Origin of the sequence: Cryobacterium sp. 10S3, from assembly GCF_034344045.1 — a bacterium.
Taxonomy (GTDB): Bacteria; Actinomycetota; Actinomycetes; order Actinomycetales; family Microbacteriaceae; genus Cryobacterium; species Cryobacterium glucosi.
The window spans coordinates 940,718-954,578 of sequence record NZ_CP133773.1 but is presented as its reverse complement, the minus strand read 5'-3'; the positions used below and the strand labels follow the sequence as shown (position 1 = coordinate 954,578).

The following is a 13,861-nucleotide window of genomic DNA, read 5'->3' as shown; positions in this document are numbered from 1 at the left end:
CACGGAAAGGACACGCCCGAACCGTTATCAAAACGGATGCTGGGCGTCTGCCGCGAGGTCGCCGCGCCACGCCGGATAGAGTTGTACGGGAACGATTCCGGTTACGGCCTTCTGAGCAGGCGTGAGCCCGAACGAATCAGCCGCGAAAGAAGGATCCATGACGCAGCCCACCACCGGCGTGCCGACGACCGGCGCACCCGCGACCGAGATCACCGCAGAGGCGCGCAGGCGGCGCACCTTCGCCGTGATCAGCCACCCCGACGCGGGAAAGTCGACCCTCACCGAGGCGCTCCTCCTGCACGCGCACGCCATCACGACGGCGGGCGCGACCCACGGCAAGGCCGGCCGCCGCGGGACCGTGAGCGACTGGATGGCGATGGAGCAGGCCCGTGGCATCTCGGTGACGAGCGCGGCAATCCAGTTCGAATACCGCGACAGCGTGATCAACCTCGTCGACACCCCCGGCCACGCCGACTTCTCCGAAGACACCTACCGGGTCCTGTCCGCGGTCGACGCCGCCGTGATGCTCGTCGACGCGAGCAAGGGCCTCGAGGTGCAGACCATGAAGCTCTTCGACGTCTGCCGTCAGCGCAACCTGCCCGTGATCACCGTGATCAACAAGTGGGACCGGCCCGGCCTCGACGCTCTCGCCCTGATGGACGAGATCCGCACCCGCACCGGACTGCTCCCGACACCCCTGACCTGGCCGGTCGGAGTGGCCGGCGACTTCCGCGGCGTCATCGACCGGTCGACCGAAGAGTTCATCCGCTTCACCCGCACGGCCGGCGGCGCGACCGCCGCAGACAGCGACCGGGTGCCGTTCGAGGTCGCCGCGACCGAGGAAGGCGAGGCCTGGGTCACCGCGACCGAAGAATCCGAACTCCTCGGCGAGGAAGGCCAGGACCACGACGAGGCCACGTTCCTCGCCAACCAGACCACCCCCGTGCTGTTCGCCGCGGCCGTGCTCAACTTCGGCGTGCAGCACATCCTCGACACCCTCGTGGACTTCGCCCCTGCCGCGGAGGCGCGTGTCGACGCGGCCGGCGGGCACCGCCCGGTCGCCTCACCGTTCTCCGGCTTCGTATTCAAGGTGCAGTCGGGCATGAACGCCTCGCACCGGGACTACGTCGCCTTCGTGCGGGTCTGTTCGGGCCAGTTCCGTCGCGGAATGATCGTCACCCACGCCGCAAGTGGCCGGCCCTTCGCGACCAAGTACGCCCAGCACCTCTTCGGACGCGAACGCGAAGTGGCCGACGAAGCCTGGCCCGGCGACATCGTCGGGCTCGTCAACGCGTCGGCACTCCGGGTCGGCGACTCCATCTTCGAGAGCGAACCCGTCGAGTTCCCGCCGCTGCCGATGTTCGCGCCCGAGCACTTCCGTGCTGTGCGCTCCGCGGACAGCAGCAAGCACAAGCAGTTCCGGCGCGGCATCGACCAGCTCGACCACGAGGGCGTCATCCAGGTGCTCCGCAGCGACCTGCGCGGCGACCAGGCCCCGGTGCTCGGCGCCGTCGGCCCGATGCAGTTCGAGGTCGTCGAGGAACGCATGACGCACGACTTCGGCGCCGCGATCCGTTCGGAGTCGCTCCCCTACCAGATCGCCCGCCGCACCAACCGGGAGAGCGCCGAGATCCTCGGCCACGACCGGCAGGTCGAGGTGCTGATGCGCTCAGACGGGACACTCCTCGCCCTGTTCAGCACCCCGTGGCGGTTGCGCAACACGGTCCGCGACCACCCGGAGCTGATGCTCGAAGACCTCGCCGCCGGCGCCCTGGAGCCGGCGCCCTCGGCCTAGTCCTCCCCCGGCGGTATCGTTCACCGGAAGCCTCGTTCAGAACGGGGTGGGGTCGTCGGGTGTGGGGTCGAGGTTCCAGACGTCAACGATCGGGACCGGTGGTTTCGGTGCGGGTTTCGGTTTCCGGGGTGGTCTCATATCGGCGGAGGGTTCGACGATGTAGCTGTACCCGGCCGGGGAGGTCCATTCGATGCGACCATCGCCGAGGTGTCTCGGCGTCCACCGGGTGTAGCTCTTCACCGCGTGGTGATACGGGCAGAGGTGGGCGAGGTTCATCGCGTCGGTCTCCCCGCCGTGCTGCCACTCCACACTGTGGTCCAGATCGGACCGCTTGGCGGAGCGCCGGCAGCCCGGGAAGGTGCAGGTTTCATCGCGCACCTCGAGCCACTTCTTGAGCGCGGCGGGTGGTTTGTAGGTGTCGCGTCCCATCGAGAGCACGACCCCGGTTTCCGGGTGGGTGAGCAGCCGGGTGAAGCTCGGCGCCCCGGCCGCGAGACGCCTCGCGGTGTCGGGGTCGATCGGCCCGTACCCGGACAGATACCCGGGCTCCTCGCTCTTCCCCAGCAAGGTCAGCACCGGAACGGTGACGTTGACCTGCGCGGCCACCCCGGCACCGAGTCCGTCCGGGGTGACCCCGCCGATCAGGACGTCGGTGAGGACGTCCGCCGCCAGCTGGGTCAGCGTGCGGGTTTCCTCCGGGCCCTGCAGGGTCAGCGCCGTGTCGAGGGTGCGGTGGTAGGCCGCCTGCACCTTCTCCGCATTCCCGGTCAGATACAGGGAGGCCATGCCGTCGTTGAGGGCCTGGAACACCACGTGCCGGTCCTCCACACTCTTCTGGTGCCTCGCGGTGATGGTTTCCGGGCGGGTGCGTTCCCGCACCCTCCGGGCCCGATCGGCGAGCTTCGCCACGGTCAGCACTTCCGCGTCGGGCACGAGGACCTCCTCGAACACCGCACGCGCCCGCGCGGCCGCTTCCGGGTCATCATCGACTCGGATGCCCCAGGCCTGCTCCATGATCACCTGGGCGTGCCGGTAACTGATCGCCCCGGAGGCCAGGGCCTCCCGGGTCACGGGGAGGTCCTCCGCGAGGGTGCGGCTGGCTTCGATCAGGGTCTCCGCCGTCCGGCGCGGGAGCCGCAGCAGAGCGCCGACCTCGCAGGTGAATTCCTCTTTCGTGGCTTCCTCCGGAGACCACGGCGGGCGAGGCCCACCGGCGCGTTCAGCGGCCTCCGCACGGGCCCGCCCGACATCGGCGAGCACCCGCTGGGCGGTGTAGACCGCGGCGGCCCGGCGAGCGGTGGCCTGATTGATTTCCCGGTCCGCGTCCCGGATCGCGTCATACACCTCGGACAGGGGCGGATCCACAAGGCTCAGATGCCGGGGGTTCAGGTACGGGTCGGGAGGGGTCCCGGGCGGGGTCCCGGGCGGGGGCTCCGCCGTGCTTTCCGAGCGAACTTCTGAGGGTTCTTCAGCTGTCATGCCGGTCACTCTACGGAGGACCACCGACATTCCACCGGCATCCGCGCGCCCATGAATCACCTGTGGATAACCCGGTCAAGGAGCACTTTTGTGGAGAAATTCTCTGACAGGCGCTAGCGCTCGGGGCCGACGGCTATCGCGTCACTTCTTCGAGCTCGCGTGCAAGTCTCCGATGTGGCCCGGCGCGGTGACGTCCAGGACGCGCTGGACGAACGCACCGTACTCATCCATGTAGTGCCGGAGAAAGTCCCTGGTGCCCGCATCGGTGATTTCGCCGTCGCCCGTGAAGACCGTCGGATCGAACTTGATGTACGCCTCCGGGGAGTTCAACTGGGGGGCATCGAGGAAGCTCAGCACGCTGCGCATGTTCGACTGCATGACGGCGGTGCCGATATTACCCACGGAGGCGCCGATGATTCCGGTGGGCTTCCGCGCGAAGGAGTTGGTCCCCCAGGGCCGCGAACCCCAGTCGATGGCATTCTTCAGGGCCCCCGGTATCGACCGGTTGTATTCGGGCGAAACGATCAGGATCCCGTCGGAGCCTTCGATGGCAGCTTTGAGGGCGCGCCCCTCCGGTGGATAGTCGGCGTCGAAGTCCTGGCTGTAGAGGGGAAGGTCCCGGATGGGGATTTCCGTGAAGTGCAGGTTCTCCGGGGCGAGCCGGATCAGCGCCCGGGAGAGCGTGCGATTGATGGAGGTGGAGGACAGGCTTCCGACGAAGTAGCCGATCGTGTGTGACGTCATTTCCGTGTTCTTTCCGGAGCGCCCGAACGGCCACGTCAAACGACTGTCCCCGGCATCTCCTGTGTGATGAGCCGACTCCTCCGTCCTATCACACAGTCGTGATCAGCCACACAGTCCGGATCAGCGGGTCATGCTCCGCGGCGGCACCGTGAAGCTGTCCCCGCCGTACTTCTCGTTGGCGACGCTCATGACATCCGGCCACATCCGGTGCCGGGCGGTCGCGGCCTGGCCGCTGTCGAAGTACGTCGTCCGCTGGTCCTGGCCGTCGCCGGACACGTTCACGACCCCGACGACGGTGGCGACCTTCGTGCTGGCCCCGCTCATCCAGGTGTCCTTGTTGTCGTCGGTGGTGCCGGTCTTGCCGATCATCGGCACCCGGGGCGTGGTGGCTCGGTAGGAGGCCGCCGCCGTTCCGCTCGTCATGACCCGTTGCATCGCATAACTCATCCCCGCGGCGACGTCCGTGCTGACGGACTGGGTGCAGTTCGACGTCGGCGCGGGAATCTCCGTACCATCCGGCCCGGTGATCCTGTCGATCAGGATCGGCGTGCACGTCACGCCGTCGTTTGCGATCCCGGCATAGGCGGCCGCCATGGTGAGGGGCGCGATCTCGTTTGTTCCGAGCACGGATGCCGCGCCCTGCTCGAGCGCATTCCCGTCGGCACGGTGCACGCCGAATGCTTCGGCCGTCTTGCGAATGCCGCACAGGTCGAGTTCCTTGGCCATACCGATGAAACCCGTGTTGATCGACTGGATGGTCGACTGCAACGCCGAACTGTACGAGCCGTTCTCCGACGAGGAATCGTTCTTCGGGTTGAACGCCGCCCCGTAGCTTTGCGGCCCGTTGCAACTGTCCTCGAACGTCCCCCAGTTCGACCGGGGCCGGGAACTCACGGACTCGGAGAGGGAATGGCCTTCGTTGAGCCACTCGGCAAGGGTGAAGACCTTGTACGTCGACCCGGTCTGGAACCCGTTGGAGCCGCCCTGGCCGAGGTCGGTGTTGTAGTTGATGCCGCTGAAGTTGTCTCCGGTCGCCTGAACGGCAGGATCCTGGCTGTAGTCCTTGTTCTGGGCCATGTCGAGGACTCGCCCGGTTCCGACCTCCACACTCGTGATGACCCCGCCGACGTCCCAGCCCGGATACGTCGCAGGCACGTTCGCCTTCATTGTGGTCTCGGCGGCGGACTGCAGATCGAGGTCTAGGGTCGTGTAGACGTTGTACCCGCCGAGTCGCACGTTGGCCAGCCGTGTCTCGGCATCCGCCCCGAATGCCGGGTCGTTGCGAAGCGTTTGCATGACGAGGTCGCAGAAGTAGGCGCTGCCGCCTGCTGTCTGGCACCCGGTGCTCGGCTCGGTGATGGTCGGTTCGATCGGGGCGTTGATCGCTGCATCGTGATCTGCCTGGCTGATCTTGCCGTGCTCGAGCATCGCATCGAGGATGTAATCGCGCCTGTCCTTGTTGTCGGCATAACCGTTGGCCGCACCGTTTGTCGCGCTGTCCGGCTTGTCGAGCTGGAATTTGACCGGGTTGTTGACGATCGCGACGAGGCTCGCGGCCTGTGGCAACGTGAGGTTGGCCGCCGTGGTGTTGAAGTAGTAGCTTGCCGCGGCCTCGATTCCGTAGACGGAGCCGCCGAAGCCCGTGATGTTCAGGTACTGGCGCAGGATTTCGTCCTTGGAGTACTTCTTCTCGAGGCCGATGGCGAGGCTCATCTCCTTGAGCTTCCGGTCGGGGCTCGCCTCGGTGGCCGTGTTGTAGCAGTCCGCGCGTTCCGTCTCGTCGGTGAGCGCTTCGCACTTCTGCACGAGCACGTTCTTCACGTACTGCTGGGTGATCGAGGAGCCGCCCCTGGCTGTGCCGGTGAAGACGGTCGAGACGATGCCGGTCACGGTGCCCCAGATGTCGACGCCCCCGTGGTCGTAGAAGCCCGGATCCTCTCCCGAGGTCGCGGCATCCTTCACGAACGGGCTGATCGCGTCGAACGCGACCTCGACGCGGTTCTGGTCGTAGAACGACGCGAGGAGGTAGGGGGTTCCCGCGCTCGTGGTCGCATAGAGGTTGCTCTTCTGCGACAGCCGGCCGATCTCGAGGTCGTCGGGCAGGTTCACGGCGATGACGGTCACGACGGTCGCGATGACGGCCACGACGACACCCATTGCGATCAGGACGATGGAACGACGGCGGAGTCGACGGCCCTTCTTCCTGCTGGGCGGCGAAATTGTCATGGTACGACTATGGCTTTCATTTCTGGACGAGTGGTACGAAGAAGGCGGATGCCGCCGGACCCGCGGGTCCACCGGCATCCGCCTTCGAGTGGCTGCTAGGCGTCGACGACGACGGAGGTGATCACCGGGATGCGGCGGTACTTACGCTGCATCCACCGTGTCACACTCTGGGTGAAGATCTCTTCGAGCTCGGGCCCGTCGACGATCTTGACCTTGTTCGCCGCGCGGAGAGCGTCGTCGATGGACTTCGTCGCGCCCTGGATCCAGGCGTTGTCCTGCACGAAGCCGCGGGCGATGAACTCGACCGGTTCGACGAGCGCGCCGGTGCGGGTGTCGAGGATGCCGAGGATCGTGACCGCGCCGTCGTTGGAGAGCTGCACGCGGTCGGCGAGGGCCTCCTCGGAGGCGACACCGCCGACGGTCATGCCATCGACGAGGACGATCTCGGCCGGAACGCGGCCGACGATCTTGGCGACGCCGTCGATGAGGTCGACGACCACGCCGTCTTCGACGACGAGCACCTGCGCCTCGGGGACACCCGTGCGGATCGCGAGCTCGGCGTTGGCCTTGAGGTGGCGCCATTCGCCGTGGATCGGCATGACGTTCTTGGGCTTGACGAGGTTGTAGCAGTAGACGAGCTCGCCGGCGCTCGCGTGGCCGGAGACGTGCACCTTGGCGTTGCCCTTGTGCACGACATTGGCGCCCCAGCGGGTGAGGCCGTTGATGACCCGGTAGATCGAGTTCTCATTGCCGGGAATGAGCGAGCTCGCGAGGAGGACGGTGTCGCCCTCGCCGATCTTGATCGTGTGTTCGCGGTTCGCCATCCGGGAGAGGGCTGCCATCGGCTCGCCCTGCGACCCGGTGCAGATCATCGTGACCTGGCTGTCCTTCATCCGCTCGAGCGCCTTGACGTCGACGATGAGGCCCTTCGGCACGTGCAGGAAGCCGAGCTTCTCCGCGATGGCCATGTTGCGCACCATCGAGCGGCCGACGAAGGCGACCTTGCGGTTGTGCCTGGCCGACGCGTCGATGACCTGCTGGATGCGGTGCACGTGGCTCGCGAAGCTCGACACGATGATACGGCGCGGCGCGGTGCGGAACACCGAGTCGATGGCCGGGCGGATGTCTTCCTCGGTCATCGTGAAGCCGGGAACCTCGGCGTTGGTCGAGTCCGTCATGAAGAGGTCGACGCCCTCTTCACCGAGACGGGCGAAGCCGGGGAGGTCGGTGAGGCGGTTGTCGAGCGGGAACTGGTCCATCTTGAAGTCACCGGTCGCGAGCACGAGGCCGGCTTCGGTGCGAATGGCGACGGCGAGTCCGTCGGGGATGGAGTGGTTCACCGCGAGGAATTCGAGGTCGAACGGGCCGAAGCTGCGACGCTGGCCTTCCTTGACCTGCTGGAGCTTGGGGGTGATCCGGTGTTCTTCGAGCTTGGCGCTCACGAAGGCGAGGGTGAGCTCGCTGCCGACGACGGGGATGTCCGCGCGCTCGCGGAGGAGGTACGGAACGCCGCCGATGTGGTCCTCGTGGCCGTGGGTCAGCACCACGGCGACGACGTCCTGCATCCGGCTGCGGATGTAGGAGAAGTCGGGCAGGATCACGTTGACGCCGGGCTGGGTCTCCTCGGGGAACAGCACCCCGCAGTCCACGATGAGCAGCTTGCCCTTGTGTTCGAAGACGGTCATGTTGCGACCGATCTCGCCGAGGCCGCCGAGGGGGACGATGCGCAGTCCCCGCTTGATGAGGGACGGCGGGCTGTTCAGGTCGAGTTCGTGCTTAGTCAATTAAATAAACTCATTTCTTGGCGAAACCGCGCACAGGGCAACCGGTCTCATAGCCGGCGCCGGGTCTATCCGGCAGCCGTGGTGACGGGGTTATGCAAATCAGAAGGTGATGCGCGCGTCAGGTCGCGAGGCCGTGAGCCTCATTCGACTGGGCGAAGCCGTGGAAAGCCATCCGGGTGTGTGGAACCGCAGAGCGTGAAAGCGCAGCTGTGGATGGCCGTTGAATCGCGCTGTCAACGCCCAATTCTACCGCATGCGGGCCGCCAGCTCCCCCGGCGGTTCTCCCGCCGTCCCCAGCCGACTCGGAGACTTCGCTAATAGCCTGCGATTATGCCTTCTTCTTCCCCCCTGTACGACGCCCCGCTCACCCTCATCGACGGCACGGAGACGACATTCGCCGACTACCGCGGCAAGACCGTTCTCGTGGTCAATGTCGCATCCAAGTGCGGCTTCACGCCCCAGTACGCGGGCCTCGAGGCCCTCTACGAGCGCTTCAAGGACGACGGCCTCGTCGTCCTCGGCCTGCCGTGCAACCAGTTCATGGGCCAGGAGCCCGGGGAGTCCGCCGACATCGAGGCGTTCTGCCAGCTGAACTACGGTGTCACCTTCCCGATGACCGAGAAGGTGGATGTCCGGGGCAAGCACCAGCATCCGCTCTACGCCCAGCTCACCAGGTTCAAGTCCGGCCTGCTGCCCGGCCTCGTCAAGTGGAATTTCGAGAAGTTCCTCGTGAACGCAGAGGGCCAGATCGTGGACCGCTTCGCCTCGACCGTCGAACCCGAGTCACCAGAGCTCGTCGGCGCGATCGAGAAGACGCTCGCCTCCGCCGCCGCCTGACCCGGGTTCAGTAGCTCGAGGTGCAGACGCAGAGCTCGTTGCCCTCGACATCGGCGAGCACCCACCACTCGGGGGCGTGCTCGTCAGTGAGCAGCGTGCCGCCGGCCTCGACGATCGCGCTGACGCGTTCCTCGGCGTCGTCACCCGGAACGTAGACGTCCAGATGGATACGATTCCGGTCGGTGCGGGCAATCTCCATGTGCTGGAACCAGACCCTCGGCCCATGACCCCGCGGGTCGACGAGTTCCACGTCGCCGTCGCCGTCGCCGTCGGCCGGCAGCTCGACATATCCGAGGCCGACGCGCCAGAACGGCCGGATCGAGTCGGCGTCCGTGCAGTCGATCGCAACGTCGTACCGGGCGGGCGTCACGGCCGTGCCTTCCGCACCGAGCTCATTCGCGAGCGCCTGGATCTGCAGGGCGAGCCGGAGGTCGCGTTCGGTCACGCCGCCGAGATCATGCGAGCGGAGCCGGAAGGCGACCGTCCCATAGCCGAGTTCGACGTCGGGATGGTGGCCTGCGGCATCCGCCGCCTCGGCGACGCGGTCGAGGAAGCGCACCGCAGAGGCGAAATCGCTCGTGCGGTAGCTCGCGTGCAACGCTCCATCGAGGTGTACGAACGGGCCGCCCGCGAGCACGGGGCCGGTCTGCACGGGACTCTGGATCGAACCGGTTGCGCTCATGTACCTCACTCTGCTCCGGCGCCCGCCGGCGGTCAAGAGAATGAGGCCTGCGAAAGCCGGCGGGAAGCGCGGCGGACCGCCGCGGTGACCCTCCCGACGCGTCCTTCACGGATGCGCCCTCGCGGGGCGTAACACTAATCACTTTGCCCTATTCTGCGGGCCTCCTGCGTGCTAATCTCATGCGTTATGCACAGTCTGGACAGGGTCGACCTCCAACTCCTCCGCGCCCTCTGCGTAGAGCCGCGCAGCACCTTCGTGGCCCTCGCCCAGCGGCTGGGATTGTCCAGGAACACCGTGCAGGCGCGGATGGCGCGGCTCGAAGAATCCAACGCGTTCCTGGCCTTCGATCGCCGGATCAATCCGATCGCCCTCGGCCACCCCCTGACGGCGTTCATCCAGGTGCACCTGCAGCAGAAGAGGCTCAGCCAGATCGTCGCAGAACTCAACCAGATCCCCGAGATCGTTCAGGCCCACGGAATGAGCGGGTCGACGGACCTGCTCGTCCTCGTCGTGTGCACGGATGCCGACGACCTGTTCCGCATCGACGGCACGATCCTCGCGTGCGAGGGCGTCGATCGCACGGAGACCTCGCTCGCCATGGGCGAGCTGATCCCGTACCGGATCACCCCGTTGCTCGACCGGGTGACCCGGGAGCGCGGCCCGGCGAACCGCGCCGACGTCGATATCGACGACGAGGCCTGAGTCCGACGGAACGACCGCCCCGCACCGCGCAGTGTCCACAATCTATTTGATAAATTCATCATATAGGTATATAAAGAAGTAATGATGTTTAGTGGCGTAGACCCCCGGTGAGCGTCACCAGACTGACCTCCCTCATCCGTCGCAGCGGGCGGATCGCAGAGCAGGCCCCGCAGGCCCCCGCCCTGTTCCCCGGCGCCGGGATCTTCGGCGGCAGCATCCAGGTGCGCTTCATCAATGCCGGCGGCTGCAACGACTGCGCCCAGGAAGTCGCCAGTGCCTTCGGCCCGGTCTACGACGTCGAGCGCTACGGCGTGCGGCTCGTCGCCTCGCCTCGTCATGCTGACGTGCTGCTGATCTGCGGTTCGGTGACCAGGAACATGATCGAACCGCTTCGGCGCACGGTCGTCGCGACCCCCACCCCCCGTTTCGTCGTCGCCGTCGGCGACTGCGCGATCACGGGCGGCGTCTTCGCCGACGGCTACGGTGTCGCCGGCCCGGTGTCCGACTTCGTGCACGTCGACCTCGTTGTCCCCGGTACCCCGCCGGAACCTGCCGCCATCGTCGAAGCCCTCCGACGGATGACCGGGCGATGAACGCCGTCCAGTCCGGCCTCGTCGTCCAGGCCCTGCTCGCGCTCGCCGCCGTTGCGACCGGCCTGCTCAGTCCCGTCTCGTGGCGGTCCCGCGCGACCGGCGCGCTCTGCGCCCTCCTCGGCCTCGCCGGCATCGTCACCGGGGCCGCAGCGCTCGGCGGGGCGAACGGCACCCTGACCATCCCGCTCGCTCTCCCGATCGATCCCCTCGTGCTCTCCCCCGACCGGCTCGGCGGCCTCTTCATGATCGTCGTCTCCGCGGTCGGCGCCCTCGTCTCCCTCTTCGGGATCGGCTCGGCCCGCGGCGCGGAGGCCTCACGCACTTCCTGGGCGGCCATGGCCGTCTTCCTCGGCGGCATGCAGCTCGTTCCCGCCGCGACCGACGTCGTGTCCTTCCTGCTCCTCTGGGAGATCATGACCCTCGGCTCCACCGTGCTCCTCCTCGCCGACCACGCGAGCCGGAGCACCGTCTACTCCGCCGCGATCTGGTACTCGGCGATGTCCCAGCTGAGCTTCTTCTTCGTGCTCGCCGGCTTCGGCGTGCTCGTGGCCGCCACCGGCGGTACCGGCTTCCAGACGCTCGCGACCGTGCCGGCCGATTCCTGGCCGGCGAACCTCGCGTTCGTCCTCCTCCTGCTCGGCTTCGGCGGCAAGGCGGAGCTCGTCCCGCTGCACGTCTGGGTTCCCCGGGTGCTGCCAGAGGCGCCGAGCCACGTCGCCGCGGCGATGAGCGGCGCAATGGTCAAGATCGGCGTCTACGGCGCGCTCCTCGTCTGCGTGCGCCTGCTGCCCTCCGGCCCGCCGTGGTGGGGCGTGCTCATCCTCGTGCTCGGCGGTGTGTCCGCCGTGTACGGCATCCTGCAGGCCTCCGTCGCGAGCGACCTCAAGGTGCTGCTGGCCTACTCGACCACAGAGAACATGGGGCTCGTCTTCCTCGGCCTCGGGGCATCCGTGTTGCTGCGCAGTTACAACGCGACGGCCGCCGCCGACGCCGCCCTCGTCGCGGCCCTTCTGCTCATGGTGAGCCACGCCGCCTTCAAGACGACCCTCTTCCTCGGTGCCGGCGCCGTCGCGCACGCGACCGGCGAGCTCAACCTCGACCGCCTCGGCGGCCTGGGCAAACGGATGCCGTGGACGGCAGGCACGTTCGGCCTCGCCAGTCTCGGCGCGGCATCGCTCCCGATCACGAGCGGCTTCGTCGCCGAGTGGATGCTGCTGCAGGCGCTGATCCACGGTGCCCGGCTCGACGGTGAGGTCGTCTCCGTCGCCGCGTCGATCGCGATGCCGCTCGCCGTCGCCGTGCTCGCCCTCACCGCGGGACTCGCACTGCTGACCTTCGTCAAGGCATACGGCATCGCATTCCTGGCCCGGCCGCGCTCCCGGAAGGCGAGCATCGCCCGCGAGGTGCCCTGGGTGATGCGCGTCCCCCTCGTGCTCGGCGCCCTCGCCGTCGTCGGCCTCGGGCTCATGCCCGGCCCGCTCGCCGCGGCCATCGCCGCGGCCGTCGGCCCCGTCATCGTTCCCGACGTGCACACCGTCGGCCTCGCCGGCGTCAGCCTCTCCGGAATCGACGCCGTGCTCGACCCTGGCACCCTCGTCATCCTCGCGGGACTCGTCCTCGTGCCGATCCTCGTCATCGTCGCCCTCGGCGCCCGGCGCCACCCCACCCGGGTGGACCCGCTGCCCTGGGCCGGTGGCGGCTCGAGGCTCCGGCCCCGGATGCAGTACACCGCGACCTCATACGCCGAACCACTCGTGCGGGTCTTCGACGACGTGCTGCGTCCGTCGCGCGACGTCGAGGTCACCCATGTCGGCGAGTCCAGGTACCTCGTCGAGAAGGTGCACGTCGAACAGACCGTCTCCGACGTGATCGAGACCCGGCTCTACCGGCCGGTCCTGAACGCGGCCCAGCGCTTCGGCCTCGCCGCCCGGCGCGCCCAGGACGGCAGCATCCACCGCTACCTCGGCTATTCGTTCGCCGCCCTGCTCGTCGTGCTGATCGCGGTGTCGCTGTGATGCGCGTGGGCACGGGCGCTGCGGCGCACGCGGTTGAGCTGACCTGGGCCGGCATCGGGGCCCCGATCCTGATGGCCGTGCTGCAACTCGCGCTCTTCGTCTTCCTGGCCCCGCTGTTGATCGGCGTGATCCGCCAGGTGCGCGCCCGGCTCGAGGGCCGCGCGGGAGCCGGAATCTGGCAGCCCTGGCGCGACGTGCGGAAGCTCCTCGCCAAGGAGCCTGTGCACGCGGCGGACTCGAGCTGGATGCTGTCGGTCGGCCCGATCGTGCTGCTCGTCTCGAGCCTGCTGCTCTGCGTGCTGCTCCCCCTCGTCGGCACCCTCGCGCTCCCGCTCATCCCGAGCGACCTCTTCGTGATCGTCTCTGTCATGCTGATCGGCGTCGTCGCGCTCGCCCTCGTCGGGCTCGACGGCGGCACCGCGTTCGGCGGGATGGGCTCGAGCAGGCACATGACGGTCGCCGCCCTCGTCGAGCCGACCCTGCTGCTCTCGATCTACGCCCTCTCGATCCCGGCGGGCAGTTCGACGCTGTCGCTGATCGTGCAGACCCGGCTCCAGACGCCCGCCGTGATCATCTCCCCCGTGAGCCTGCTCGCGATGGTCGCCCTCGCGATCGCGATCATGGCCGAGACGAGCCGGCTGCCCATCGACAACCCCTCGACGCACCTCGAACTCACGATGCTGCACGAGGCCATGGTGCTCGAAAGCTCCGGGCGCGACCTGGCCTGGCTCGAACTGGGCTCCTGGCTCAAGCTCGCCGCCCTGCTCGGCCTGCTCGGCAACCTCATCGTGCCGTGGGGCGTGCTCACCGACTTCACCGTGCCCGGTCTCCTCCTCGGCGCCGTCGCAGTCGCCGCCAAGGTGCTCGCCCTGGGCACCGCGCTGAGCGTCGGCGAGGTCTTCCTCGCCAAGGCGCGCCTGTTCAGCGTGCCCGAGCTGCTCGCGGGGTCGTTCGCCCTCGCCCTGCTCGCCGTCACCGCCTCCTACCTGGTCGCTTAGGAGCAT

11 protein-coding genes are annotated in these 13,861 nt (G+C 67.8%); 6 read left to right on the top strand and 5 right to left on the bottom strand.

Features of this window, described 5'->3' with window-relative positions; all coding sequences use genetic code 11:
- The first annotated feature begins 157 nt into the window (after positions 1-157).
- On the top strand, positions 158-1,795 hold the full coding sequence (locus RHM57_RS04400) for a peptide chain release factor 3 (RefSeq protein ID WP_134446920.1): 1,638 nt from the start codon (positions 158-160) through the stop codon (positions 1,793-1,795).
- Positions 1,796-1,831: 36 nt separating this feature from the next.
- On the opposite strand, the gene RHM57_RS04395 is transcribed toward RHM57_RS04400, so the two are convergent.
- The 4 genes from RHM57_RS04395 to RHM57_RS04380 all read right to left on the bottom strand — a co-directional run bounded on the left by RHM57_RS04395 (position 1,832) and on the right by RHM57_RS04380 (position 8,028).
- Positions 1,832-3,274, bottom strand: a complete 1,443-nt coding sequence (locus RHM57_RS04395; RefSeq protein WP_322136142.1) for an HNH endonuclease signature motif containing protein — start codon at positions 3,272-3,274, stop codon at positions 1,832-1,834.
- A 141-nt stretch (positions 3,275-3,415) separates the two neighbouring features.
- Entirely contained in the window at positions 3,416-4,018 is a 603-nt protein-coding gene (locus RHM57_RS04390; RefSeq protein ID WP_134449613.1) for an NADPH-dependent FMN reductase, read from the bottom strand.
- Positions 4,019-4,138: 120 nt separating this feature from the next.
- Positions 4,139-6,244 (bottom strand): transglycosylase domain-containing protein, encoded by a 2,106-nt coding sequence (locus RHM57_RS04385; RefSeq protein ID WP_166790621.1) that lies wholly within the window; start codon positions 6,242-6,244, stop codon positions 4,139-4,141.
- Between the two features lie 95 nt (positions 6,245-6,339).
- Positions 6,340-8,028 (bottom strand): ribonuclease J, encoded by a 1,689-nt coding sequence (locus tag RHM57_RS04380; protein WP_322136145.1) that lies wholly within the window; start codon positions 8,026-8,028, stop codon positions 6,340-6,342.
- Positions 8,029-8,358: 330 nt separating this feature from the next.
- Here RHM57_RS04380 and RHM57_RS04375 point away from each other — a divergent pair, with 330 nt between their 5' ends.
- Positions 8,359-8,865, top strand: a complete 507-nt coding sequence (locus RHM57_RS04375) for a glutathione peroxidase (RefSeq protein ID WP_134558605.1) — start codon at positions 8,359-8,361, stop codon at positions 8,863-8,865.
- A 7-nt stretch (positions 8,866-8,872) separates the two neighbouring features.
- Here the strand turns inward: RHM57_RS04375 and RHM57_RS04370 are convergent, their stop codons facing one another.
- Positions 8,873-9,547 carry a VOC family protein gene (locus RHM57_RS04370; protein WP_322140725.1) on the bottom strand — a complete coding sequence of 225 codons (675 nt, stop codon included), beginning with the start codon at positions 9,545-9,547 and terminating at the stop codon, positions 8,873-8,875.
- A gap of 186 nt (positions 9,548-9,733) precedes the next feature.
- Between RHM57_RS04370 and RHM57_RS04365 the strand changes: the two genes are divergently transcribed.
- The 4 genes from RHM57_RS04365 (at position 9,734) to RHM57_RS04350 (ending at position 13,855) form a co-directional block, all read left to right on the top strand.
- The gene (locus tag RHM57_RS04365; protein WP_134449609.1) at positions 9,734-10,249 is read left to right on the top strand and encodes an Lrp/AsnC family transcriptional regulator; all 516 of its coding nucleotides are present in this window, start codon (positions 9,734-9,736) and stop codon (positions 10,247-10,249) included.
- Between the two features lie 107 nt (positions 10,250-10,356).
- Positions 10,357-10,842, top strand: a complete 486-nt coding sequence (locus tag RHM57_RS04360) for an NADH-quinone oxidoreductase subunit B family protein (protein WP_134561020.1) — start codon at positions 10,357-10,359, stop codon at positions 10,840-10,842.
- A complete protein-coding gene (locus RHM57_RS04355) occupies positions 10,839-12,857 on the top strand; it encodes a proton-conducting transporter membrane subunit (RefSeq protein ID WP_134558602.1) in 2,019 nt (672 codons plus the stop codon). The genes RHM57_RS04360 and RHM57_RS04355 overlap by 4 nt, the downstream gene beginning before the upstream one ends.
- The gene (locus RHM57_RS04350; protein ID WP_134449606.1) at positions 12,857-13,855 is read left to right on the top strand and encodes a respiratory chain complex I subunit 1 family protein; all 999 of its coding nucleotides are present in this window, start codon (positions 12,857-12,859) and stop codon (positions 13,853-13,855) included. The genes RHM57_RS04355 and RHM57_RS04350 overlap by 1 nt, the downstream gene beginning before the upstream one ends.
- Positions 13,856-13,861 lie beyond the last annotated feature (6 nt).

Coding starts and splice junctions, on each gene's coding strand:
- RHM57_RS04395 (WP_322136142.1), bottom strand. CDS start 3,274: ATGACAGCTGAAGAACCCTCAGAAGTTCGCTCGGAAAGCACGGCGGAG.
- RHM57_RS04400 (WP_134446920.1), top strand. CDS start 158: ATGACGCAGCCCACCACCGGCGTGCCGACGACCGGCGCACCCGCGACC.
- RHM57_RS04350 (WP_134449606.1), top strand. CDS start 12,857: ATGCGCGTGGGCACGGGCGCTGCGGCGCACGCGGTTGAGCTGACCTGG.
- RHM57_RS04375 (WP_134558605.1), top strand. CDS start 8,359: ATGCCTTCTTCTTCCCCCCTGTACGACGCCCCGCTCACCCTCATCGAC.
- RHM57_RS04370 (WP_322140725.1), bottom strand. CDS start 9,547: ATGAGCGCAACCGGTTCGATCCAGAGTCCCGTGCAGACCGGCCCCGTG.
- RHM57_RS04365 (WP_134449609.1), top strand. CDS start 9,734: ATGCACAGTCTGGACAGGGTCGACCTCCAACTCCTCCGCGCCCTCTGC.
- RHM57_RS04390 (WP_134449613.1), bottom strand. CDS start 4,018: ATGACGTCACACACGATCGGCTACTTCGTCGGAAGCCTGTCCTCCACC.
- RHM57_RS04385 (WP_166790621.1), bottom strand. CDS start 6,244: ATGACAATTTCGCCGCCCAGCAGGAAGAAGGGCCGTCGACTCCGCCGT.
- RHM57_RS04355 (WP_134558602.1), top strand. CDS start 10,839: ATGAACGCCGTCCAGTCCGGCCTCGTCGTCCAGGCCCTGCTCGCGCTC.